Origin of the sequence: Flavobacterium cerinum, from assembly GCF_024496085.1 — a bacterium.
GTDB classification, from domain to species: domain Bacteria; phylum Bacteroidota; class Bacteroidia; order Flavobacteriales; family Flavobacteriaceae; genus Flavobacterium; species Flavobacterium cerinum_A.
In genome coordinates, this window is record NZ_CP101751.1 from 3555522 (window position 1) to 3578812 (window position 23291).

The 23291-nt window shown below is 33.3% G+C and carries 26 protein-coding genes and 1 tRNA gene; 21 read left to right on the top strand and 6 right to left on the bottom strand.

The window, feature by feature from the left end:
- Position 1 precedes the first annotated feature (1 nt).
- The 4 genes from NOX80_RS16000 (at position 2) to NOX80_RS16015 (ending at position 3459) form a co-directional block, all read left to right on the top strand.
- A complete protein-coding gene (locus tag NOX80_RS16000; RefSeq protein WP_256550805.1) occupies positions 2 to 646 on the top strand; it encodes a LolA family protein in 645 nt (214 codons plus the stop codon).
- Positions 647 to 653: 7 nt separating this feature from the next.
- Entirely contained in the window at positions 654 to 2090 is a 1437-nt protein-coding gene (locus NOX80_RS16005) for an LptF/LptG family permease (protein WP_256550806.1), read from the top strand.
- Between the two features lies 1 nt (position 2091).
- The gene (ribB, locus tag NOX80_RS16010) at positions 2092 to 3228 is read left to right on the top strand and encodes a 3,4-dihydroxy-2-butanone-4-phosphate synthase (protein WP_256550807.1); all 1137 of its coding nucleotides are present in this window, start codon (positions 2092 to 2094) and stop codon (positions 3226 to 3228) included.
- Positions 3229 to 3374: 146 nt separating this feature from the next.
- Positions 3375 to 3459, top strand: a tRNA-Ser gene (locus NOX80_RS16015).
- 463 nt (positions 3460 to 3922) lie between these two features.
- Here the strand turns inward: NOX80_RS16015 and NOX80_RS16020 are convergent.
- On the bottom strand, positions 3923 to 4978 hold the full coding sequence (locus NOX80_RS16020; RefSeq protein ID WP_371926059.1) for an alpha/beta hydrolase: 1056 nt from the start codon (positions 4976 to 4978) through the stop codon (positions 3923 to 3925).
- Between the two features lie 112 nt (positions 4979 to 5090).
- Positions 5091 to 5783, bottom strand: a complete 693-nt coding sequence (locus tag NOX80_RS16025; protein WP_256550808.1) for a helix-turn-helix domain-containing protein — start codon at positions 5781 to 5783, stop codon at positions 5091 to 5093.
- A 571-nt stretch (positions 5784 to 6354) separates the two neighbouring features.
- Here NOX80_RS16025 and NOX80_RS16030 point away from each other — a divergent pair.
- From NOX80_RS16030 to NOX80_RS16040, 3 genes are all read left to right on the top strand, one after another.
- On the top strand, positions 6355 to 6768 hold the full coding sequence (locus NOX80_RS16030) for a nuclear transport factor 2 family protein (RefSeq protein ID WP_256550809.1): 414 nt from the start codon (positions 6355 to 6357) through the stop codon (positions 6766 to 6768).
- Between the two features lie 198 nt (positions 6769 to 6966).
- Positions 6967 to 7494 (top strand): TetR/AcrR family transcriptional regulator, encoded by a 528-nt coding sequence (locus NOX80_RS16035; protein ID WP_256550810.1) that lies wholly within the window; start codon positions 6967 to 6969, stop codon positions 7492 to 7494.
- 977 nt (positions 7495 to 8471) lie between these two features.
- Positions 8472 to 8813: a hypothetical protein gene (locus tag NOX80_RS16040; protein WP_256550811.1), complete on the top strand. Its 342-nt coding sequence runs from the start codon at positions 8472 to 8474 to the stop codon at positions 8811 to 8813.
- Between the two features lie 158 nt (positions 8814 to 8971).
- On the opposite strand, the gene NOX80_RS16045 is transcribed toward NOX80_RS16040, so the two are convergent.
- Complete coding sequence (locus NOX80_RS16045; RefSeq protein WP_256550812.1) at positions 8972 to 9235, bottom strand: hypothetical protein; 264 nt, start codon at positions 9233 to 9235, stop codon at positions 8972 to 8974.
- Between the two features lie 378 nt (positions 9236 to 9613).
- On the opposite strand from NOX80_RS16045, the gene NOX80_RS16050 reads away from it, so the two are divergent.
- The 8 genes from NOX80_RS16050 to NOX80_RS16085 all read left to right on the top strand — a co-directional run bounded on the left by NOX80_RS16050 (position 9614) and on the right by NOX80_RS16085 (position 15286).
- A complete protein-coding gene (locus tag NOX80_RS16050; protein ID WP_256550813.1) occupies positions 9614 to 9985 on the top strand; it encodes a hypothetical protein in 372 nt (123 codons plus the stop codon).
- Between the two features lie 405 nt (positions 9986 to 10390).
- Positions 10391 to 10924, top strand: coding sequence for a hypothetical protein (locus tag NOX80_RS16055; protein WP_256550814.1), 534 nt, complete (start codon positions 10391 to 10393; stop codon positions 10922 to 10924).
- A 149-nt stretch (positions 10925 to 11073) separates the two neighbouring features.
- Entirely contained in the window at positions 11074 to 11730 is a 657-nt protein-coding gene (locus tag NOX80_RS16060; RefSeq protein ID WP_256550815.1) for a hypothetical protein, read from the top strand.
- Between the two features lie 558 nt (positions 11731 to 12288).
- The gene (locus NOX80_RS16065) at positions 12289 to 12825 is read left to right on the top strand and encodes a hypothetical protein (protein WP_256550816.1); all 537 of its coding nucleotides are present in this window, start codon (positions 12289 to 12291) and stop codon (positions 12823 to 12825) included.
- Positions 12826 to 12988: 163 nt separating this feature from the next.
- Positions 12989 to 13261 carry a DUF6966 domain-containing protein gene (locus NOX80_RS16070; RefSeq protein ID WP_256550817.1) on the top strand — a complete coding sequence of 91 codons (273 nt, stop codon included), beginning with the start codon at positions 12989 to 12991 and terminating at the stop codon, positions 13259 to 13261.
- Positions 13262 to 13376: 115 nt separating this feature from the next.
- The gene (locus NOX80_RS16075; RefSeq protein ID WP_256550818.1) at positions 13377 to 13949 is read left to right on the top strand and encodes a hypothetical protein; all 573 of its coding nucleotides are present in this window, start codon (positions 13377 to 13379) and stop codon (positions 13947 to 13949) included.
- Between the two features lie 223 nt (positions 13950 to 14172).
- Entirely contained in the window at positions 14173 to 14595 is a 423-nt protein-coding gene (locus tag NOX80_RS16080; protein WP_256550819.1) for a hypothetical protein, read from the top strand.
- A gap of 61 nt (positions 14596 to 14656) precedes the next feature.
- Positions 14657 to 15286 (top strand): hypothetical protein, encoded by a 630-nt coding sequence (locus tag NOX80_RS16085; RefSeq protein ID WP_256550820.1) that lies wholly within the window; start codon positions 14657 to 14659, stop codon positions 15284 to 15286.
- Positions 15287 to 15572: 286 nt separating this feature from the next.
- Here the strand turns inward: NOX80_RS16085 and NOX80_RS16090 are convergent, their stop codons facing one another.
- On the bottom strand, positions 15573 to 17006 hold the full coding sequence (locus NOX80_RS16090) for a S41 family peptidase (RefSeq protein ID WP_256550821.1): 1434 nt from the start codon (positions 17004 to 17006) through the stop codon (positions 15573 to 15575).
- Between the two features lie 185 nt (positions 17007 to 17191).
- Positions 17192 to 17575 (bottom strand): winged helix-turn-helix transcriptional regulator, encoded by a 384-nt coding sequence (locus NOX80_RS16095; protein WP_256550822.1) that lies wholly within the window; start codon positions 17573 to 17575, stop codon positions 17192 to 17194.
- Positions 17576 to 17671: 96 nt separating this feature from the next.
- On the opposite strand from NOX80_RS16095, the gene NOX80_RS16100 reads away from it, so the two are divergent.
- Complete coding sequence (locus NOX80_RS16100) at positions 17672 to 18592, top strand: alpha/beta hydrolase (protein ID WP_256550823.1); 921 nt, start codon at positions 17672 to 17674, stop codon at positions 18590 to 18592.
- Complete coding sequence (locus tag NOX80_RS16105; RefSeq protein ID WP_256550824.1) at positions 18589 to 19749, top strand: MFS transporter; 1161 nt, start codon at positions 18589 to 18591, stop codon at positions 19747 to 19749. The genes NOX80_RS16100 and NOX80_RS16105 overlap by 4 nt, the downstream gene beginning before the upstream one ends.
- A 125-nt stretch (positions 19750 to 19874) precedes the next feature.
- Here NOX80_RS16105 and NOX80_RS16110 read toward each other — a convergent pair whose 3' ends face one another.
- The gene (locus tag NOX80_RS16110; RefSeq protein ID WP_256550825.1) at positions 19875 to 20468 is read right to left on the bottom strand and encodes a hypothetical protein; all 594 of its coding nucleotides are present in this window, start codon (positions 20466 to 20468) and stop codon (positions 19875 to 19877) included.
- 355 nt (positions 20469 to 20823) lie between these two features.
- Between NOX80_RS16110 and NOX80_RS16115 the strand changes: the two genes are divergently transcribed.
- The 4 genes from NOX80_RS16115 to NOX80_RS16130 all read left to right on the top strand — a co-directional run bounded on the left by NOX80_RS16115 (position 20824) and on the right by NOX80_RS16130 (position 23262).
- Complete coding sequence (locus NOX80_RS16115) at positions 20824 to 21432, top strand: hypothetical protein (RefSeq protein ID WP_256550826.1); 609 nt, start codon at positions 20824 to 20826, stop codon at positions 21430 to 21432.
- 167 nt (positions 21433 to 21599) lie between these two features.
- Positions 21600 to 22010 carry a hypothetical protein gene (locus NOX80_RS16120; RefSeq protein ID WP_256550827.1) on the top strand — a complete coding sequence of 137 codons (411 nt, stop codon included), beginning with the start codon at positions 21600 to 21602 and terminating at the stop codon, positions 22008 to 22010.
- A 141-nt stretch (positions 22011 to 22151) separates the two neighbouring features.
- Positions 22152 to 22622, top strand: a complete 471-nt coding sequence (locus NOX80_RS16125) for a hypothetical protein (protein ID WP_256550828.1) — start codon at positions 22152 to 22154, stop codon at positions 22620 to 22622.
- 37 nt (positions 22623 to 22659) lie between these two features.
- On the top strand, positions 22660 to 23262 hold the full coding sequence (locus NOX80_RS16130; RefSeq protein WP_256550829.1) for a hypothetical protein: 603 nt from the start codon (positions 22660 to 22662) through the stop codon (positions 23260 to 23262).
- Positions 23263 to 23291 lie beyond the last annotated feature (29 nt).

The window sequence follows — 23291 nt, forward strand, 5'->3', positions numbered from 1 at the left end:
AATGCGTACTTTTCTTTCACTTTTAACATTACTCCTATTCGGTTTAACCTTACAGGCACAGGATTCTAAAAAAGCAAAAGACTTGCTGAATGAAGTTTCAGCAAAAGCCAACAGCTATGACAACATTGTAATCGATTTCCGTTTTACACTTCAGAATCCGAAACAAAACCAAAATCAGGATAGCAAAGGAAACCTGACTTTAAAAGGAAATCAGTTCGTTTTAAACTTTATGGGCGTAACCCGTATTTTTGACGGCAAAAAGAACTATACCATCATTCCGGAAGATGAAGAAGTAACAATTTCGAAGTATAATGAAAATGATGAAAATTCCATTACACCTTCAAAAATGCTGACATTCTTTAACTCCGGTTATAAGTATTCATGGGACATCCTTCAAAACATCAGAGGACGTAAAATTCAGTATATAAAACTGACGCCATTAAGTACTAAAGACAAAACCAAAGAAATTCTGTTAGGCATTGATACTCAGACCAAACACATCTATAATAAGATTGAAGTAGCTAAAGACGGTACGAAAACGACACTTACTGTTAATTCTTTTAAAACGAATCAGCCTATTTCGAAAAATCATTTTACCTTTACCGAGAGTAAATATCCCAATTATTACATCAATAAATTAGACTAATTATCGGGTGAAAATATTAGACCGTTACATTCTTAAAAGCTTTCTGATTACATTTGCTACGGTATTTGTAATCCTTTTTTTTATATTCATTTTGCAGGGAATATGGCTCTTTATTGCCGAATTAGCCGGTAAAGATCTCGATGCCTGGCTGGTATTCCAGTTCCTTTTGTTCTATTCTCCTAAAATGATTCCGTTGGTATTACCGCTGTCTATTTTATTAGCTTCGATTATGACTTTCGGTAGCTTTGCCGAGAATTACGAGTTTGCCGCCATGAAATCGTCCGGGATATCCCTGAAACGAGCCATGAAAAGCCTTAATATTTTTATTATCGTTTTAAGTTTCGTATCCTTCTTTTTTGCGAATAATGTTATTCCGAAAGCCGAATATAACTTCGTTAACCTCCGAAAAGAAATTTTCCATACCAAACCTGCAATGGCAATCGCCGAGGGGCTTTTTAATAAAATCGGTAATTTTTCCATTAAAGTAGACAAAAAATCCGGTGAAAAAGGCGAACAGCTTCAAGGTGTAACGATGCACGAAAAATCCAATTTGGGAACCGGAAACAAATCGGTTATTAAAGCCAAAAGAGGCGTTTTGATCAACGAAGAAAACTCAAACATCTTAAAATTAGATCTGATTGACGGCTATTACTACGAGGATATTATGCCGAAAAACTACGAGGATCGTAAAAAAGAACCTTTCGCTAAAGCCGCTTTTAAAAAATACCGCGTGAATATTGATCTTACAGTATTAAATCCGGTAGACGAAAACGATAAGATTACGAATACCAACACGATGCTTACTTTCAATGAATTGAATTATACGATCGATTCACTTGAAACCAATCTGAAAAAAGATAAAATTTCCTTTGCCGAGAACATCATACAGGGAACCGATTATGCCCTGAAACATAAATACCGTCCTATGGGCGGTGATCCGAACAAAACAAAAGACCTCCTTTCCTTACTGAATCCGGAATTAAAATATAAGGTTTTGGAAATTGCTAAAAACAATGTAACCAGCCTTAATTTTTCCATAGATAACAACAGTACCGACTTATTGGAAAAACAAAAAAACATTAACGTACACTGGATTGTGCTTCACGAAAAATTTGTTGTGGCCTTTTCTTGTCTGCTAATGTTCTTTATCGGTGCGCCACTGGGTGCCATTATCCGAAAAGGCGGATTGGGATTACCGATCGTTTTTGCTGTACTGATCTTTATTATTTACCACTTTATCAACACTTTCGGTAAAAAAGTAGCACAGGAAAACGGTATTCCTCCCTTTTTAGGTACCTGGATGTCATCCATAGTATTAACCCCGTTGGCTATATTCCTAACCTATAGAGCCACAAACGACATTGGTGTCATGATCAATTTTGATTGGATCACGGCTCCGTTCCAAAAACTTTCAGAAAAACTTTTCAAAAATAATAACAACTAAAATGGCAACTAACACAAACATACAACTCAACACTATAGAAGAAGCTATTGAAGATATCCGTCAAGGCAAAATTATTATTGTTGTTGATGACGAAGATCGCGAAAATGAAGGTGATTTTATCGCAGCTGCTGAAAAAGTAACTCCAGAGATGATCAATTTCATGGCCACACACGGTCGCGGTCTGATTTGCGCTCCTTTAACAGAAGCCCGATGTAAAGAATTGGAATTAAACCTAATGGTAACGAACAATACGGTACTTCACGAAACCCAGTTTACCGTATCTGTTGACTTAAAAGGACATGGTTGTACAACCGGTATTTCGGTACACGACAGAGCCAAAACAATCCTTTCGTTAGTCGATGACAATACAAAACCGGAAGATTTAGGTCGACCGGGGCATATTTTCCCTTTACGTGCGAAACAAGGCGGTGTATTACGTCGTACCGGACATACTGAAGCCGCTATCGATTTAGCGCGTCTGGCAGGCTTAAAACCAGCCGGAATTTTGGTAGAAATTTTAAATGAAGACGGTTCGATGGCTCGCCTTCCGCAATTGGTTGATGTCGCTAAAAAATTCGACCTTAAAATTGTATCGATTGAAGCTTTAGTGGCTTATCGTATGCAACATGACAGTCTGATTCAGAAAAAAGAGGATTTTGAAATTGAAACGCGTTTCGGAACTTTCCGTTTACGTGCTTATTTACAGATTACCAACAAGCAAGTACATATTGCTTTGACTAAAGGTAGCTGGAGTTCCGGAGAACCTATTCTAACCCGTATCAATTCAACACATGTCAATAATGATATTTTAGGAACGCTTACAAATGATGCTGATAAACGTCTGGATGATATGTTCCGTCGTATTAACGAAGAAGGTCGTGGTGCGATATTGTTTATCAATCAGGAAATTCAGTCATTGGATATGCTTAATCGTTTATCGGAATTAAAAAATTTACAGGCTCAGGGGATTAACAAAGCACCGCAAATCAAAATTGACACAAAAGATTTTGGTATCGGGGCTCAGATGTTACACGATTTGGACATTTGTAAAATCCGTTTATTATCTAATTCGGAGCAGACAAAGCGTGTCGGAATGATCGGATATGGCCTTGAAATTACAGAATATGTAGGATTTTAATTTTTTTTGGATTTTATAAAACCAACACTATAAAGCAGTTACAAAAAATAGTTGATTTTACTACTATTTTATAGTTCAAAAGACTTGTAAAACCCGAAAAACGCATTATATTTGCAACCGCAATACAGCAATGGTTGCAACATATTGGAGAAATGGCAGAGTGGTCGATTGCGGCAGTCTTGAAAACTGTTGACTGTAACAGGTCCGGGGGTTCGAATCCCTCTTTCTCCGCAACAATCTTCTAAATAATGAAGAAAACGCAAATGTAGCCCTAAGATTTCTAATCTCAGGGCTTTTTCTTTTTTAAACGTGGTAATGACAAATGGCGACAATTTAATGAAAAATTGTTCTTTTAAATCGTTACAAAATAGTTACCATTGATTTGGAAAAGTATTATAACTAACCCATTTATAAAGCGTTATAAAATAAAGTTTGGGAGTCTCACTCTCCGTAGCTACCTTCTAAAATTATGCAGCTATTAATTCACTAAGGGATTTCAAATCTTCTAACAATTGGTTTGAATTTTGTATGATAAGGTCACAAAAGCTATAAAAAGTAAAAAAACTAAAAGCACACAAACAGAGGCAGGGACCTGTGTAGTGTGCTTTTTTGTTTAATCGTACTTCCGTTGAATTATACTTGATAATGATATACTTAGATGTACCAATCCAAGTATATAAATGCCTAGGTCAATTTAGTTTGCAAACAATGCGTTATGTAAAACTACAGCTGCTTGTTGTATTGAAACTTGAATCGCTGGAATATGGGCGATTGGATTCAACAATCCGTAATCATGGATAAAGCCTTTGTACTCGGTAATGGTAGTTGGAACACCTGCCTGATCTAATTTTCGTGCATATGCGACACCCTCATCATATAAAATATCATTCTCGGCTACTTGTACCAATGCTGGCGGCAGACCTTGTAATTCGTCTAGTGAAGCTTGTAAAGGAGACGCATATTTGTTTTTACGGTCTTCTTTTTTAGGTAAATAATTATCCCACATCCATTTCATCAATGGTGTTGTAAGAAATCTTTCCTGAGCAAATTTAGTATATGATGAACGGCTGAAATCGGCATCCGTTACCGGCCATAAAAGTACTTGCTGTACTAATTTAGGTCCTTTTTTGTCTTTTGCCATCAGTGCCACCACAGCTGCCATATTACCACCAACACTATTGCCAGCAACGGCTAATCTAGTGCCATCTACCCCAATTTCTTTTCCATGTGCAGCAGTCCATTTTGTAGCAGCATACGCTTGATTAATTGCTATAGGAAAACGAGCGTCGGGAGCAGGTGTATAATCCGGGAAGACTGCAACAGCGCCGCTATTTACAACCAAATCTCTAACTAACCTTCTGTGGGTTGGATAATCTCCCAAAACCCAGCCACCGCCGTGGAAAAACATAAAAACAGGTAATCCGTTTTTAGCTCCTTTAGGTTTCACAATATGAAGCTTCACGGTTAAACCGTCCTGAGTAATTGTTTTTTCAGTTTCTTCGATATCGGAGTAATCGTAAGTTACAGAATTTTGAGCCCCTACCAAAACGAGTCTGGCCTCTTCTGGTGTCATTTGTTCTAGTGGTTTTCCATTACCACTGTTTAAAACTTTTAAAAATGCACGAATATCTTTTGATATGTTTGGGTCTTGTGCAGCTGGTGTTTTCTGCTGTGCAACTGTTGGTGTAGTGTTAAACATCAATGCTGCGAGTGCTGATAAGGTTATACCTTTAAAGAATGAATTTTTCATAATCTATATTTTAAATTGTTATTTTTTATGAGACAAAGGTATGTCGCGATAACAGCTTTATATAGATTAAAAAGTGTATTAAAATTGTACTTTTTTCCTTTTAAAGTTATTTTTATTGTTTTTTGAATTCTTTTCTAAAATGTGCAGGTGTGTTTCCAAGCTTTTGAGTAAACATTCTGTTGAAATAACCCGGATCGTCATATCCCAGCTGATACGCAATTTCCTTTATGCTTAAATCGGTATAATAAAGCAGTCGTTTTGTTTCGAGTATAATCCTGTTTTTGATTATTTCGTTTGGATTCTCCAGATTCAATTTTTTAAATTTATGGGATAATGTTTTAGGGGCCAGACTCATTAGGTCTGCATAATCGGCAACAGCATGTTTTTCACGAAAGTGAATTTCAACCAGACGGCTGAAATTTCTGAAAAAATCATGGTCAGTGGACTGAAGCATTATCTGATCATTTTCGAGATTCTGTTTTTTCCATTCTCTTGTTGCCTTCAAAATTAACTGTTTTAAGTAGACGCGGATCAGTTCTTCTGAAGAAGAATCTTTCAGTTCGATCTCTTCTTTTATTTGGGAAAATAGTTGCTGTACGTTAACCATTTCCAATTCATCAAAAGCTACTTTAGGGATTTCAAAAATATTATTGAATAATAATCCATCGCACGCAACTTCAGCATCATGAATCTGAACACAATAAAAATCCCTGTTATAATAGATGAAGTGAGCAGGAGTATTTGAGGCTTTAACGATAGTAAGGAACTGATTGCTGTTTACAAAAAATACAGCCGGTCTATCCAATTCATATATTTTAAAATCGACACTGATTATGTAATGTGCAGGTACCAGCAAGACTTTAATGAAGGGGCGAAAAAAATTAGTATTAATTAATTCCAAATTCTGATGATCAAAGGTGGTACAGCCTAACTTTTTGTATTTAGATTCAAATACAAGTTTATTATTTTCCATTTCGCAAATTTATGTAAATCTTTTTTGCTCGTTTAATTTCAAGCCTTATTGAACGGTAAATATACTTCGCCTTGGCAATCCATTCGAATTCAGGCTTCTTTCTAAAATTTGGGGGACACTGCCTTTATGTTTTCTAAAAATCTTACTGAATGACCAATAGTTTGTACCGCAGTAAAAATAGTAAGAATTTGATGCCATATAGTTTATTATTTTATGGACGGAAAGGTATGTATTACTTGATAATTCCTGATAAATATACTTAAAAGTTATGGATTAAAAAAAACAGACAGACAAGTTTGTCTATTTTGTTTTTTTGTTTTAAGTTTGTCCTGTCGAATAGTACAGGATGTGTTATTCGAAAAAGATGACTCAAAAATTATTAACAACTTAATTTATTAAAAACATGGAACAGAAACATCCACTACCACCGTTTACATTTGAATCAGCATTGCAGAAAATCCAGTTTGCAGAAGACGCATGGAATTCACAAGACCCTGTAAAAATTTCTAAAGCCTACACCATCGACAGCGAATGGCGAAATAGAGATAAGTTTGTAAACGGGAGAGATGAAATTGTAGCATTTCTCGCTGATAAATGGACAAAGGAGCTGCAATACAAGCTTAAAAAAGAATATTGGTCACATACTGACAACCGTATCGCAGTTAGATTTGAATATGAGTATAGTGACCTGGAGGGGAACTGGTTCAGGGCATATGGAAATGAAAACTGGGAATTTGATGAGAATGGTTTGATGGCCAGAAGATATGCTAGCATCAATGATTTAGCAATCAAAGAAGAAGACCGAAAGTTTAAATAAATGAAATCTTTATTAGAGTAGGATTAGCAAAATTTTAAGGAAGCTAATTCTACTTTTTTTAGTAAAGAGAGTGACAGGCCACGTTTCCTTCATCTTGATAATTTTGTACCTCTACTGGTTACTTCAAATCCATTTAAAGACAGACAGGTTTGTATGTTTTTAGGATTAATTATATATTTGTTCTATAAAAACCACCTTATGATAGCTCCAAAAGAAAGAATTATGGATGTAACCTTTGTCCTCTTTGCCAATCAAGGTTACAATTCAACAGGTATTAATCAGATTATTTCTGAAGCAAATGTTGCTAAGGCAAGTTTTTATCAGCATTTTAAATCCAAAGAGGATTTATGTGTTGCCTTCTTAAATGCTAGACATGCTTATTGGTTCAGTGAGCTTAATGATTTTATAAGCGATAAAAAAGATGTGAAATCAAAGGTTCTGGCGACATTTGATTACTTAGTTTATAGGAACGAAAAGGAAAATTTCAGAGGCTGCAGTTTCTTGAATATTTTATCTGAAATTCCGGGCGATAATTTAAAAATACTGACTGTAATTCAGGACCATAAGAAAGACCTCCGGAAATTTTTTTCAGATTTTATAGAGGATGAGGTTTTATCAGACCACATATATATGCTGTTTGAAAGCTCCATAATCGAAAGTCAGATGTTCAAGTCCAATGAGTTGATAGAACGATCCAAAATGATTATTACAAGTTTAATTTCATAAAGAGTGAAAAAAAGCATTCCGAATTTATTATTGTCTTTGATTTGCTAAGTGTCAAATTTGTGACAGTAGCCTAATAATGACAGTAATTACGTTACCAAATCGTTACCGTTTTTGTTTTAAAATACTTAAAGGCTTATAAATAGGGCTATAAAGGAGGATAGTCCGAGACCCTTCCTCTCTGCAAAATCTTTTAAAAGCTCCTATTTTAGGGCTGTAGATTAAAAATTGGATTAGTACATTCAAGTATATAAATGCCATATTTTATTCATTATGGCTTACAAAAGGCATTTAAAACTGGTAGTAAGTACCAAAAAAGAACTATTAATCAAACTACAAGGAGGATTAACAAAAATCAAAAATAACACCAATGTACCAGTTATTTCTGACAATTTCGAATTTATCCCAAAATTCAAAATTGTCACAGTAATTTTATCTTAACGGGATAGTGTGCATAGTTTACAACTTCCTAAAGCCTTAATCCGCTATAAACAATAAGTCATATAACTAATGTATAATATTTGATCATATATATTTACTTAGCCAATCTTATTAAAATACAACAAAAGCGGCATCAGGTGTTCGATCGTAACACCTCTCATCCTCAAAGAATTTTCTCACAAAAGCCTTAAGCAAAATGTTTAAGGCTTTTTTATTTCTTCTATTTTTCCTCAAACCAACCTGTAAGATATTCTATATTTTTCGCTTCGAATTCTAACTCAATAATTTAAAGTTAATTAGCTAATAAATTAGGTAAAAACACGTATTGTTTTGTTGTGTATAAATTTCTTTCTTGTGGATATACAAAATACAGCTATATCGCTTTTTTACGAAATAAATAAGGAGAAAGTTTTGTGAGAAACACTGTTATATGCCACTTCAACAAACCACTAACAAACGATTATAACTACAATAACTTGCATAGATAAAGGCAACAATCATAAATAATTTTAAATATTCTTATTCTAAAGAAGAGAATTTTGAAGATACAATGGGTATTTAAGGTTGTTCCTGAAAGTCAAAAATACAATGATTTTTTTACCAAAAATGCAGAAGAAGTGGACGATAAAAATTTGAAGATAGCAATGATGAATAATCATCATCAAGAAGAGTATATTGCGAAAGCTATTCCAGAGAAAATTATTGAAGAATTATCAACTTTATTTGAAAAGACAATTATTTCAAGTAGTAATAAAAATAATTATAAATCTTTTGCTGCAGAATTTAGAACTAGTCCAGCGACAAAAGTTTGGGAGAGAATTGTTAACAATGGATTAGCCGAATATAATGATGAAAAAGATATTCATACATATACTAGATAAAAACAGCATATAACAGCCATTTGATACAATAGCTAATTTTCTTTGTTTTGGAAAATTCGTTGGATTTTCCAATCTAGTTTCACAACATATTTCTCCTTAAATTCCCGGCTACTTCGCCAAGTGGCGGAACGTTAGCGAAAATCGCTACAAAACTGCCATTAAAACCAGGTACGCATAACCGTAAGCAAGCTTAAAAGTGAAATAGCAAAAAAACTTAATAATAAAAGTTGTCTTACCTTCTTCAAATCATTTTTAAAAACAAGAATCTTTGGATCCTTTAGTTTACAAATTTCTTCATTACTTGCCGAAAATAGATTTACCACTTTTCCGTCTAATGATTCAGTAATCGTTTTATTCTTTATATAAAAATCAGGATGATTCTTCTTTATATATGAAGATGAATCAAATGTTACTTTCATCATTCTGAAAATTAGAAAAGGATAAAACAATAAACCAAATATAATTGGAATGTAATTTGAAAATTTCAGTTTAATCAATATCAAAAAAGCTGAGACAAAAAAGGTAAAGATTATTAGATAAAATATTTTTCTATAAATTGACATTAAAACGAATTTAATACCAAAATTAGCAAATTTATGACATCCGTTAACAACGGTTTTTAGAATTTGGAGGTTTGACTGTTTAATGGGACGATCCCGCTCTAAAATCTTTACTTTGTTACAGCATCCACTCTTTAAACTTTTCGGTATATTTGTAAGCATCAGTAACAAAAATCCCTACTTACACAAAGCCGGTAATATATTAACGGCAAGCAAAAAAAACGACGCCTAAAGAAAAATATGAATGTAATATTTGAAATCCCTTTAATTATTTTAACAGCAATTTTATCTTCAAACATTTCCATGCAGGATGTAAAAATTGGTGATAGAGAAAACTCACTAAACAAAATCAGCTTGAAAATTGTAGCAAAAGAAAACGGGATGATAAAATATCTTACCGAAAATAAAAATCATTTTTCAGTAACTTGTGAAAATAGAAAAGTCGTTTACATGGAAAATGATTGGCTTCAAAATTTAGAAAACACAAAACCTTTATTTTCAAACTTTATTTTTGGAAAAACTTCTTTAAGAGAAATTCGAAATATTTATCACACAAACGGTTTTACCTATAGAGAAAGAGGAGGTTTTGTAACAGAAACTGATTTAATTTAATTTAATTTAATTTAATTCAATTCAACTGCTTCGAATTCGACTCTCCTTATAATGAAGTTTTAGTAGTTATTACGAAAGCTTCATTAAAAGCCAAAATAACAGAAAAGAACATGGCTGATAAATTAAAGCTTGATGCAATTATTATTGCCGATAAAAAATACTTAGATGAAACTTGGGGTGATGAAAAGGCTTTTGATCCAAACTATAAAAAGATTAAACATTAAAAACATTGACAGCCATTAACAATGGTTTTGAAAAATTGGGGCTTTAGGCTTAATGGAAGGATCTTTTCGTATATTTGACTTCACTCCTACTGAAAAGGTTTAGGGACAAAATCCCCAACTTCTTAAAGCCGGCGGGACATTAGCGGTAATATTTCCTCAACTAACCTGAAAAAAATCTTAAATGAAATACAGTATATATATTGTATTGATCTCAATTATTCTCTTTTCATGCACTAAAAAAGAGAAAGATTTTGACTCTTTTGAATATTCTTATTGCGGAACTTTTTCTACATTTTTCTCAATCAAGTTTAAGCAAAACGACACAATATTCTTAAGAGAACATTGGAATAGCGGAGGCAATAAAGATATTAAGTTCCCCAAATCTGAAAGGAATTATTTTGCTTTACTAACCGAAAAACAAAAACAAGAGTTGAGCAATTTATTAAGTAAAATTAATTTTAGAAAAATTAATTCAGAATATTTTGAAGATTACAATGATGGAAGCGCATTTCAAATAATTTTTAGAAAAGGGAATTTTAAAAAGAAAGTTTTAGTCCACAGTTATCACATTCCAAGGGAATTAGATTCACTTTCTCATTGGATTTATAAAACAAAAATGAAACTGAAACTAAATGAAATATCTCAGAAATTAGAATTTGAAAGCGCAAAAGAACTATTTCCGCCACCTCCGCCGCCGCTACCAGTTATGAAATGAAATACTACCGTAACAATGTTTTTGTGCATTAGCCCGCTTATCATTCTTAAAAACACTCGGAGCATCAAAATTTCTTATTACATATATTCTTAACTTACTAATATGGTGCCAAGCCGTGAAACGTTAGGCGACATGAAAAAAATTAAAATATGAAACAAGCATTTCTATTATTCACACTTCTATTTATATCGAATAATTTTGCTCAGAGTTTAGAAAATTACCAAATAGATAAAAATATTTCTCTAAGTATGCCCCAAAACTTGGAAGTATCTGATACTTTGCAACAGAAAATAATCCAAGGTTTTTTGGGGAAAAATGTAGTTATAATAACAAAAGCAATTTTAAAGGATACTATAGTTACCATTGAATGTGAGAAAGATTTACTGGAATATTATAATGGTGCACAAAAAGGTTTTTTAGAGAGTACTAAAGGTAAATTGTTAAAAAAAGATATCATTAAGATTGATGGGTTGAAATTTTTAAATCTTAATGCGATAGTGTCAATAAATGATGAAAAGAAATTATGTGATAGTTATATTTTATTCTTAGATAATTATACATATTCTTTGTCATTTATTCAGTCTATCAACGAGGATCAAAATTTTAAAATCAAGAAAGAGGAAATAATTTCGTCAATTAAATTTCAAAAAGGATTAAATATAAACAATCAGTTTAATCACTTTGGAAATAGTACGCGAGCATTCAAATCGGGTGAACTTGTAGGTAAGATATTTTTTTATGTATTATTTACCTGCGTAATTATTTATTTAATAAAAAGAGGTCGAAAAAAGAAAGACATCACCTAACAACGGTTTCGTGAAATGGCAAGGCTTGGTGCATATTTGGAAAAGTTTGGGAGTAAAAGGCTTTTCTCTTATTCCTATTTTTCTTTCTAACTTTTTTAGTAATAGTCCCCTACTTCTTAAAGCCGCCGAACATTAAAAATAAGTAAGCCATAATAATATTAAACAATACGATCATTATATATCACCCAACGGCATTAAAATACAACAAAAGCGGCATCAGGTGTTCGATTTTGATACCTCTCAGCCCGCAACTTTACAAAAGCCCTGGTTTTAAAATCAGGGCTTTTTTTATTCTATTTTTTTGCAAACACGGATTACAAAACCCGATAGCGCGGGTTTGCTTATCCGGTTTCAACTTTCTCACATTCAATAAAACTCCCCTTTGCTACCGGAGGATTACATCGTGTGGCATTTTTATCGCTTTCTTTAAAAATTATCTTTAGGCTATTATAATCAAAAAAATATATAATATTGTTGCCCTTAAAATGTTTGATTTATAATACTTCGTTCGGCAGGGAGGAATTATAGAAAATCTGAACATATAAACAGGATATAAAGATGGAAGAATCAGTCAGTTTTATACAAAATCCAGAAATTCATATCGAGTTTTTTCTAAAAAAGAGAGGCATCATTATTAATGACTTAAAAAACATTTCGAATAATTGGGAACTTTATTTTTTCCGTTTTAATGAATTAAACGAAAGCGAATTAAACAAATATTTGGCTGAAGACCGTTTTTATATTGAAGGTGCTATGCACATAGCCTATTATGGAAAAGAACTCATCGGATTTAAACATTGGGATTTAATAGATCAACTATGTTCCTATTTTATTAATTCTATTTATGAGATAACAATAAAGAATAAAGAATTTGATAGATTTTATTTCCCGGACCAACCTGTTGAAGTTACTTTAACAAAAGAAAAAGAACTTATAAGTATCAAAATTGGTCATGAAAGTCCCGTTTTTCTACACAAGGATATATTTATTAAAGCGTTTTTAAATGCCTGTAAAAATTTTTATGAAAGAATAGATGGAAATTCTTATAAATTGGAAATTCAAAAGATAGAAGAAATTCAAAAATATTTAAAATAAAAAAATAATTATATTAATATTTTTAGCAAAGTACAGACAAAGTGAATTTCAAAAATTTATGTGCTTATTAAAACGAATTGAAATATAGGAAATCCGATATATGGGACTATAAATTCGTTACAAATACGTTTAACAAATCACGGCGGCATCGAAACTTAATAATATGACTGTAAAAGATTATTGCATTGCAATACAAAAACTCTTGACTGAAGTCGAGGAATTAAATTGGGCTAAATGTTTTGAAAATTTTATATCCGAATTGGAACTATCAGAAGATCATTCAACCTACAGAAAAATAATCGCTATATATGGCGGAATGGGATCTTTTGATGATTTAGTACTTTACAAAGACGGTGTCCTCTGCCAAAAGGAAAACGACACTTTACATACATTAAAAAAGGAATTATACAATAAAATCGGGAATGTCTGGCAATAGCAACCTGTTCCTCGTTTCATGATCAAATGAAATGAATCAACTGCAAAGAAGAAATTGATTTCACAGCATTCAACACAAAAAAATTCAACTCATAATTTAGAACTAAATAAAATATATGGAAGAGATTAAAAATTTTATTACCGCTTTTATTCAGGATGAATTTACCTGTAATAAAGCGAATTATGATTTTTCTATTTCTGATGAAGAATATGAAAAAATGCGACTAAAAGTGACAGCTTACTTTCATACTGTGAATGCAGACGAATATTGGAGAGGATTAGAGGGAGAAGATGTACAAGAGTTGGATCATACAATGAAAGAGGTCTATTTTCAAAATGTAAAGAGCGCAATTCCGCGCTCCTTATTTCAAATTAAGCAATACAAAAACCCTAAAGTAGGCGAAGGTTTAGCCAGATGGCTAACCAGCGATGCCCTTTTTGCGTGTTATACGAGTTATACAGAAACCAATGACTTACCGCTTGATTATTCTACTGTATTTTATGTAGCGTCAACAAATGAAGGTTTTAAAATTATCTATAAAATACGCTATGAAAGTGATGTGCCTGAATGGCGTCATTCACACAATTTAAAAATAAATCAAGTAGCGAATCCCGGTAAATTTATAGCTGTTGAAAAATACCAAGCGCCACAGGAAGTAAACAGTTTGGCGGATTACAATGCCGGGTAAAATAATTAATCATTAATTAGATGCGTGATTTCCTTTACTTCGGTTTGAATCCGTATAAAACGAAATGAAATCGGTTAAAGGAAAATCAGATACGAAATAGAAAACAATGGAAAAAGCAAAAGAATTTATTTTAAAATTTTTTACCAAAGAAGCGGAATGCTGGACAAATTTAGAGCTGACTGATTTAGGCCGGTTTAATAATGCTGTTAAAGAATTATAGGCGATGGCAATTGAAGACCTTGATGAGTCATTAGGAATTCTTCAGAGAAATGAATTAGATCAGGAAGATAATCCAACAACATACCAACCTCGTCATTTATATAAACTCAGCGCTTATAAAAATCAAATTTACGGCGATATATGGGTAGCTTATGCTTCAAGTACCGCCACCGAAACGGATCCTAATGCTTATACTATTTTTGAAGCTTTTATTGTAGGCAAAGTTGAAGATGAATTGAAAGTTATCGGAACGATGATGCGACATAAAAACCGCTCAACTATGAAAGTGGAAGGTTGGAAAGCGAGTATATATAACCCATCCGATTTAGATATTAAAAAATTAGGCGAGTTTGTTGCTACAGAACGCTATTTTGAACCTAGTAATCGGGATAATTTTTCACTTGAAGAATATTTAAAAGATAAATAACATTCCGGGGTATAATGGCAGACTACTTTGATATCGTTATATATAACTAATTTTGAACAGTATGATTATACAGATGATCAAGAAATATTCGGTTTTGATATGCCTGGTAACTTCAGTGATTTTAATCGTAATAGCAACATTAGGCTATTCCGGCGGTTCACTGCTTGACAAAAATTCTATAGGCTTTAACTGGTCCAAAAATTTTATCAGTAATTTATTTGCACCAAAAGCGATAAACGGTTCTGAAAACTCGTATCGGATTTGGGCAATCATCGGAATGGCATTTCACTCGGTCGGTTACGGGCTTTTCTTTATCAATATGTCAAAAAAAATCACTCAAAGACAATTGTCGGGTGCTTTAAAATTTATAGGAGTTGCCAACATAATACTTATTTTCTTAATCGCTACGCCCTTGCATGATCTGGGAACTCTATCGATCATTTTAACATTGGCAGGTTTATTTACTATTACTGTATTTATCCTAATGTCTAAACTTCATTTCCTTAAATTCTGTTGTATTCTTTGCTTATTAACTTATTACGGTTTCTTTTCCGTTTTTGGTTTAGGCTATTTGGATTTGGCCATCATAATGCAAAAAGTATATATTGTAAGTTCGATCCTATTAGTTTTAGGACTTGAGTATTTTACCAAATCGGAAGACTTTAAAGCAATTAAATCAGGAAGACAATAGCAGGCTGAAATCAATTTACACAAATTAGACAGAGACACCAACAACGCGAGGTCTACATCAAAATAAACTTAAAATCATAGGATTAACGGGCGTGAAATTAAGCAATTCAACAATGAAAGTGGAAGGTTGGAAAGCGAGCCTATAACCCATCCGATTAGATATTAAAAAAATTAGGAGAGTTGTTACTACAGAACGCTATTTCGAATCCGGTAATCGGAATAATTTTTCACTTGAAGAGTTTTGAAAGATACATAACGTTTATCGTAGCGCATGGCTTTGCTCCTTTCTATTCTACTCTTGAAAGTGTTTTAACTACAAAATCCATTTGTCTGTCAAACCCTGTTTTTAAATCATCAGCCAAAAGCGGTACTTCGACGTCCGGCTTTATTCCTTTCGGATCATTTTTAAAATTCGGCGTTTTCATTTTGTACTGAAGTATAGGAATCCATACCAATGTTTTAGAATAAGGCAGTACAAATGCCTGACCACCTGCATTACTATAATTACTTCCCTGAGAATATTCTCCATAAAATTTTCCGATCTTATATTCCCGCATTAATGCTAATAAATGCCCGGTGGTTGAAAAACAACCTCCATTAATCAAAACACTAATATGTCCTTTGTAAAAATTCGGTTTATTTTGTTGTTTTTTAAACCACCAAAAATCAGTGGCACTATTCGTTGTTGTGAAACAGTTTAGTCCGTTTCTTTTCTTAGTTTCTGCTAAATTTATTTCTTCAATGCTTTCGGGATATTGCGCATAATGCTTCCAGCTTTTCACACTATTATACTTTGCGCCAACATAATCAAAATAGTCATAGGGCCTATCGATCAAATAAGAAAACAAATAATTGGAAATTTCCGCAGCTCCACCACCGTTATCGCGTAAATCAATAATTAAATTTTTAGTTTTCAGGCTGTCAAGCTTTGCGAAAAAAATATCCAATTGATTTTGCGCAATCTTTCTATCGGCTTCATTATAACCATTTACAAAGGAATGAAACTTGAGAACCGCAATTTTATCTTTTCTGATTTCAGTTGTTAAAGGTTGAATGTTATCGGCGGTGCTTTTTGTGAAGCTGTCCAAAGTAATTCCTTTTAATGCAACTTTTTGCTTTTGGTTATTTTTGTCAATAAATTCAACTTCAAATTTTTCACCTGGGTTGTGAATAAAATAATAAAAAGGAAAATTCTTAAATTTCGTATTTAATCCTGTTTCATTGCTACCTTCAAGATGAATAATTTGTTTAACCTCTTTTACTATCGCATCAATATTTTCTACATTTATTTTAAGAATCTGTAAACCGGAATAAATGTTGTTTTCCTTTATTGAATTATCAAAATAATACTTGTTTTTTATCTGATAAATGCTGAATGGAAAAACGGGTTTTTCTTTTAACAATGTCGTAATTTGCCCTCTGTCAACAGTTGTATGCCCGTCTTTGATTTTTGCCATTAGTGTGGCTGTAAGTTTGTAATACTCCACAACGGAAAGATCCCCTTTTATCGAATTTTTCAAATCAAGATAGGTTTTGTCAAATTCTTTTTTCGAACAAAACATAAACTGTCCCGGATGAATCGTATTGGTCAGGTTGTATAGCTGCGTAAATTCTGAAGAAATACTATCTTTTTTTAACGTTTTATCGAACAATGATTGATGCTGTCCAAAACTGAAATTAATCACAAAGCATAAAAACGGGAATATTATTTTCAAATTCATTATTGCGTTATTATTCAGACTTATTATTTATTGAATGACACGTAAAATCAAATATATACATTGCATTACTATGATACAAATAATTAGTACACTAGTCCTGTCTTTTGTTTGAGATAAAATATGGCAATCCCTTTTTTTAAAACTGACATTGAAAGAATACCCGTTATTTAGTATTAAGAGTGAGATCAAATCCCATTAACCGATTCCTTTTCGAGCGCTATTTTTTTATGTTTTGCCCCCCATTGACTTAATTGGTCCCAGATAGGCACTAATTCCACGGCGATGGCTGTCAACTCATAGTCTACTCTTGGAGGAACTTCAGCATAAACGGTTCGCTTTACCAATCCTTCCTTTTCCAACTCCCGAAGCTGTAGCGTAAGCATACGCTCTGTAATTCCATTAATCTGATTCCGTAATTCACCGAATCGCAATTTTCCTTTTTCAAGTTGACAAAGAATTAATAGTTTCCACCTACCGCCTATTTTGCATACCGCATACGTCAGATTACAGTTTTCTACTATATAAGTCTCGTTCAACATATTAGTTGAATTCTCTTTTCTTTTTCCCATTACTTACAAATTTGTTAGTACCATACATTTAGATGTGTAGCACACGAAAGTAGTAATTACCCGATACATTTGCCGTATATCTTAACATAAATTAATATGACATTGTCAGAACAAGTAAATAACGTATTGGCCTATATTCAGGATATAGAAGTGCCTGCAAATCGTACTCCCTGGGAAACCGGAAGAGCGTTTTATGAAAAATTTATTCCGCTCGCAGGAGAAAAGGAAACCGTTTTTCAAATTGAAGAACAAACTGTATTAAAAGACAACCATCCAATCCGGTTACGGATTTATCGTCCGAATGCTACTGAAAAACTACCCGTTATTATTTATTTTCACGGAGGTTGGTTTAACGCCGGAAGTTTAGAAACGCACGATACGCCATTACGCCAACTAACCAATCGTTTACAGGCGATTATCATTGCTGTAGAGTACCGATTGGCTCCGGAATATCCGTTCCCGTACGGATTAAATGATTGTGAATTTGCAGTGCAGTGGATTATCGATAATGCTGTATCACTTCGTATCAATGCCGACAAGATTTCGATTGCCGGTGATAGTGCGGGCGGCGCTTTAGCAGCAACGGTCACAAGAAAATTCCGTCAGAATAGTATCGCTCAGCTCCTTATTTATCCGGTTACCGATAATTCGCTGAAAACAGCATCCTGGAATGAATTTCAAAATGGTCCGCTATTAGATTTAAAAGGCGGTATTCAGGCCTGGGATTGGTACTTACCCAATAGAGCAGATCAAAATAATCCCGATGCAATTCCTTTATTAGCCAATGATTTTGAGGGATTACCTCCCACATTTATAGCCGTTGCAGAATACGATCCTTTACGGGATGAAGCGGTTCAATATGCCGAAAAGTTAAAAGCAAACGGAGTACAGGTAACACTAAGCTTGTATAAAGGGACTACGCACGGGTTCTTCCAAATGGGCGGTTATATTGATGATACAGAAGTACTATTACAGGATATGGCTGATTTTTTTAAAACCTACACTAATACAAAATGAAAAAATACGCATATATAGGTTGTTTAGGATTTATAGCCGTTATCACAACCGAATTCGGTGTAATCGGTATTTTACCGCAAATTGCAACTCATTACAACATTTCTATTGATAAAGCCGGCCTATTACTCAGTGCCTTTGCGTTAGTAATCGCATTAACCGGTCCGTTTATGACTTTACTGGTTTCCGGTATTGACCGTAAAAAGATCATGCTAGCCGCTATTTTTATTTTTCTGCTAACGGGTGTTATTTCCTCCTTTTCCCCTCCTTTTTGGTTACTGATGCTGGTCCGTATATTACCGGCGTTTTTGCAGCCTGTTTATATTTCCACTGCTTTATCAGTAGCGGTAGCCAATGGTAACAAGAAGAACGAAAACGAACTAATGAGTATTGTTTTCAGTGGTGTAGCAATTGCGATGGTGTCGACCGTTCCGTTTGCGACCTGGTTAGCCAGTCGGTTTTCATGGGAATATTCATTTATAATCCAATCTCTGGTAACTATTATAGCGCTTTTAGCCATTTATTTCGTCCTTCCTGATATGCCGGTAGCTGCGAAAAAATCATACGGAAGTCAGTTGAAAATTTTAAAACAGCCAACATTTATTGTCAGTACGGCAATGAACTTTTTTATGATTGCCGGGTGGTTTTCTACCTACAGTTATTTTGCTGAATACCTGAACAAAGCTAAAGGTCTGGATAGTATGATGGTTAGTTATATGTTGTTTCTGTTCGGTATAATTGGCGTCATCGCAAATCGTATTTCAGGGAAGATGCTCAATAAAAATATAGCCAATACCACAGCCTTGTTTTTATCCGGTACTATTCTGATTCCGTTATTGTTGCATTTTTCAGGTACGAACACCATCGCTATAATTTTCGTTATTGCACTTTGGGGTTTTCTCTATTCTCCTAGTTTTCTGAATGCTTCCACTTATATGATTTCATCAGCACCTAAGTCTTTGGAATTTGCCAATAGTCTTGCCACTTCATTCGGAAATCTGGGTATTACCTTAGGCACGACTGTCGGAGGATGGATTATTGCTACAAATGGAGTAGAATACACGCCCTGGCTTACCCTATTATTTGGGGTATTAGCATTTGCAATGATCGTATTGCGGAAATATTTAGAAAAAGGAAGTATATCGGTACAAAAAGATTAACTCCCTCTTTATTTGCAACTTTATAAAAAACCTGATACTACTACTATCAGGTTTTTTCTTGTAGTTTTTGTAGACATGGAATTACTCCCGAATAGACAAAATAAACCCACACTATTCATGCTGAACTATTGTCTCAAATCGTTATTCCCATTCGTAATTTTTATTCGCTGTATTTGGTTTTCTTGCCGTATTTCAACCTTATCTAGTCCGTTTTGATCCAGCGCATTAAAAATGGAAAAGAAATTTTCAATGTCAGAAGGCGATTCTTTTTCGAGGACAAACTCAATTCCGTTGAGCATAGCTCCGGTTTCATGCTCTTCGCCACTTGCTAAGTCTTCACTTATAAAGTTAAAAGTCAGAATATTAATTCCTACTATATTTTTATTCAGGTTTTTGGCTAAGTCGGAATTACCGTTTTCTTTCCAAATTAAAGGCAAATCATCTCCCATTCCATACCAATCTAATTTATCTTTCAGATTAAACGTGTCTATTGTTAAACTAAATTCGTCTAATTGAAAAGCTGTAAATTCGTATCTCTTTCCATCAATTTCAAGAACTATCGGACCATCGTTAAACCATTCATTCTGTTTTGTATTCCACATCACCCAGAATTTTTCAATTCTTTTTCCAATAAGTTCAAATAGTGTTGCATTAAACGCATTCTTAAAATCAGCAGCAGAAGTATGAAAATTCGGTTTATAATTTGGAATGCCAAGCATAGGATTATATAAATGGTTACAACGGGTTTAGGAATGCCAAAACTAAATAAAATTGTTTAAAATAAGTCTGTCATGAATGGTTTTCATAACGAGATCACATTTTATGCAAAAAGCTTGTAACAAAATATTTTAAACTTTATTAGCCTCTAAATTAGGTAAAAACACGTATTGCTTTGTTATTTATAAATTGCTTCTTTTCAGATTAAAACAGAATTGATATTTTGTTAGGTAATATAAGCCTTTTACTAAAGAGAATTAACAACGTAATTTCCGAAATACGACTTATATAACTTTAAACGAAACAAACAAGTGATCGGTTTCGTAAAAGATTGATAATCATTTTTAACCAAACATAATGAAAGAACAATCTCTCGAAAAATTTAAAGAACAACTTTCACAAATTCTATCAAGTGAAAATGCTTTAATAACTAAAGATGTATCTGATACCATTGCGGCAAATTTTTTTCAAATCGAAGTATCTTATGAGATCGATTATGAAATTGAAGATCTACCAAATAATCGAACACAATACATCACTTTTGATGATAATTATAAGGGAAAAACAGTAAAAGTCCAGAATTTATTTTTGAATTATAGGAATCTATTTAAAGAATTACCCGATATAGTACTTACGACAACAGGATTAGTTGAATTTCCTGATCTAGCATTTCTTGGCGCAATTGTATTATGGAACAAATTATGGGCACATGTAAAAGTCGATTTTGATGAAAAACAAGCTATTGCTTTACGTATAATGTGGAAAAATGCTAAGATTGATGATTGCAAGATATTAGATGATCAAGCTTATGGCTACTATAACAATTATATGGTTGGATTGAATAGAAATACAATAACCAAAAATGAATTTGATCAAATAACAGAAAGTTTAAAAAATTTAAAATGCATCCGAAAAACGGGCAATGAAAATGAGATGTGGGAATTAATTGAACGTATAAAAATCTGATAAAACGACTACAAATTTCACATTTTAAGCCAATATTATTTTCAGAAGGCAGTTTGATACAATAGATAATTTATCAACTTTATGTTACTCTCTCTAAAAATGATTCTATCTTTAATCAAAATTATCCCCAAAGGTTCTAACACAATAGATCCAAACAGCAACCAAACATGATTAAAATAAATCTAAACGCACTTGAAGGCGAACTTGATATCGAAATCAAAAAAAATGATGATCACTATAACCTGATCGTGATCTTGTCGAAATCGGACTACTTTCAGGAAAACGGCAAGGCCTGGCATAAAAAAGTTGAAGACAATCAAACGATATTCAAAATTGCGGACCTGATTAAAGCGTGTTATACTACTCCATCCATCCCCAAAGGCATAACAATAAATGACGGTATCAGTAGAAAAATCAGTCTGGAAGATTCCGTTTCTATCCATCTCGTTCTCCAAAATAGCTATTATACAAATACAAATGAATCGGAGTTAATAAAAAGTATCTTTGAATATGTTTGCGAACAGCTTCAAGATCCGGTTCTGGAAAACTATGTACAGGTATTTGATCATTATAAATAATGCAACTGCGATTAAAATCGATTGCTGTTTTAAATCTTTCCGATTTTCAGGTAGCTTGTTTCACTACAAATATTTTGTAAATTGATGCGTTTTTAAACCTCAAACGTTAGAAACAAAAGCAATTTTATCAATATCGGAAATATGGATTCAAATATAGGTTTCAGATTATCGGCAGAAGCAAATACGTACAATTCGGCATTACGGATTATAAAATCCAAAGGCTACAAAATATTTTTATATCCGGACCAAAGTGATGACCTTTACGGTACGTATTGGGCGATAAAAGAAAACCGGGATTTTATTGCTGAAGATCCGCTAAGATTATTGGGAATCATTACAATTTGGGAAACAAATGGGGATAACTGGAGCGGACCAAATCATGAAAATATACGGGATAAAATCGCAAGTAACGCTTTTCCGGATAGTGTTGCGGATATTGAAAAACTGAGCGAAGAAGACTTTGAAGTACTGGTTAAGGACTATACTATTTTTTTAAATCGAATTTTCCCGAAACAAGTACTACCTGTCAACCCAACAAGACAAACGTTTTTTGATGTAATCAGTAACTTCTACAAATGGGATTTGGAACAATTTTACGAATGGGAAGAATAACAACTTCACGAAGCTTCAAAACGTAAACTACAATTTTATGGAAACAACATTTGAAATAAACGATCAAAACCTTTTGCACTTTTTGGCTGCAACAAAAACGAACAATTCTTGTGGTGGCCATACCGATTTTTTGGAATGGAATAACGAAACGGAAGAATTGAAAACGAACCTGACTAAAATCGGACAAATTGCAATTCAGCCCAACGAAAAGCAATGGGATTCGCAGTATTGGGGACAAGAGGCTAAAATTCAGTTAGACCGCTACCCGTATTACGGTTGTGAAATTTTCCAATGTCAGAAATGCAACACTTTTTTCTTTTATTATTTAGAATCAGGCGGACATGGTGCGCAAAAAAGATATCGGGTTATCCGAAAAGAGTTAATCGACATTGAATCAATTACACCTTCTTATCCCATTATAATTGACTATAAAAATTTAGATTATACAATCTTTAAAAACCCCGATTTAACCTATGCTGTTTCAATTAGCAAAAATATCGGAATCGGTTTAGACGTTTACTACCAACTCTCAAAAGAAGAGCAGGAAGGTTATCTGCGGGACGGTATAAATAGTCTGAGTAACAGAATAAAAGATATGGATTTGAATTACAGCAACTATAAAGTTACATCATGGCGGTAAAATTATAGTAAAAGGTTATGTTTAAAGCC

Coding starts and splice junctions, on each gene's coding strand:
- NOX80_RS16085 (WP_256550820.1), top strand. CDS start 14,657: ATGATTATACAGATGATCAAGAAATATTCGGTTTTGATATGCCTGGTA.
- NOX80_RS16095 (WP_256550822.1), bottom strand. CDS start 17,575: ATGGGAAAAAGAAAAGAGAATTCAACTAATATGTTGAACGAGACTTAT.
- NOX80_RS16050 (WP_256550813.1), top strand. CDS start 9,614: ATGAATGTAATATTTGAAATCCCTTTAATTATTTTAACAGCAATTTTA.
- NOX80_RS16125 (WP_256550828.1), top strand. CDS start 22,152: ATGGATTCAAATATAGGTTTCAGATTATCGGCAGAAGCAAATACGTAC.
- NOX80_RS16035 (WP_256550810.1), top strand. CDS start 6,967: ATGATAGCTCCAAAAGAAAGAATTATGGATGTAACCTTTGTCCTCTTT.
- NOX80_RS16100 (WP_256550823.1), top strand. CDS start 17,672: ATGACATTGTCAGAACAAGTAAATAACGTATTGGCCTATATTCAGGAT.
- NOX80_RS16060 (WP_256550815.1), top strand. CDS start 11,074: ATGAAACAAGCATTTCTATTATTCACACTTCTATTTATATCGAATAAT.
- NOX80_RS16075 (WP_256550818.1), top strand. CDS start 13,377: ATGGAAGAGATTAAAAATTTTATTACCGCTTTTATTCAGGATGAATTT.
- NOX80_RS16120 (WP_256550827.1), top strand. CDS start 21,600: ATGATTAAAATAAATCTAAACGCACTTGAAGGCGAACTTGATATCGAA.
- NOX80_RS16030 (WP_256550809.1), top strand. CDS start 6,355: ATGGAACAGAAACATCCACTACCACCGTTTACATTTGAATCAGCATTG.
- NOX80_RS16110 (WP_256550825.1), bottom strand. CDS start 20,468: ATGCTTGGCATTCCAAATTATAAACCGAATTTTCATACTTCTGCTGCT.
- NOX80_RS16115 (WP_256550826.1), top strand. CDS start 20,824: ATGAAAGAACAATCTCTCGAAAAATTTAAAGAACAACTTTCACAAATT.
- NOX80_RS16020 (WP_371926059.1), bottom strand. CDS start 4,978: ATGAAAAATTCATTCTTTAAAGGTATAACCTTATCAGCACTCGCAGCA.
- NOX80_RS16045 (WP_256550812.1), bottom strand. CDS start 9,235: ATGATGAAAGTAACATTTGATTCATCTTCATATATAAAGAAGAATCAT.
- NOX80_RS16055 (WP_256550814.1), top strand. CDS start 10,391: ATGAAATACAGTATATATATTGTATTGATCTCAATTATTCTCTTTTCA.
- NOX80_RS16000 (WP_256550805.1), top strand. CDS start 2: ATGCGTACTTTTCTTTCACTTTTAACATTACTCCTATTCGGTTTAACC.
- NOX80_RS16065 (WP_256550816.1), top strand. CDS start 12,289: ATGGAAGAATCAGTCAGTTTTATACAAAATCCAGAAATTCATATCGAG.
- NOX80_RS16130 (WP_256550829.1), top strand. CDS start 22,660: ATGGAAACAACATTTGAAATAAACGATCAAAACCTTTTGCACTTTTTG.
- NOX80_RS16070 (WP_256550817.1), top strand. CDS start 12,989: ATGACTGTAAAAGATTATTGCATTGCAATACAAAAACTCTTGACTGAA.
- NOX80_RS16105 (WP_256550824.1), top strand. CDS start 18,589: ATGAAAAAATACGCATATATAGGTTGTTTAGGATTTATAGCCGTTATC.
- NOX80_RS16080 (WP_256550819.1), top strand. CDS start 14,173: ATGGCAATTGAAGACCTTGATGAGTCATTAGGAATTCTTCAGAGAAAT.
- ribB (WP_256550807.1), top strand. CDS start 2,092: ATGGCAACTAACACAAACATACAACTCAACACTATAGAAGAAGCTATT.
- NOX80_RS16090 (WP_256550821.1), bottom strand. CDS start 17,006: ATGAATTTGAAAATAATATTCCCGTTTTTATGCTTTGTGATTAATTTC.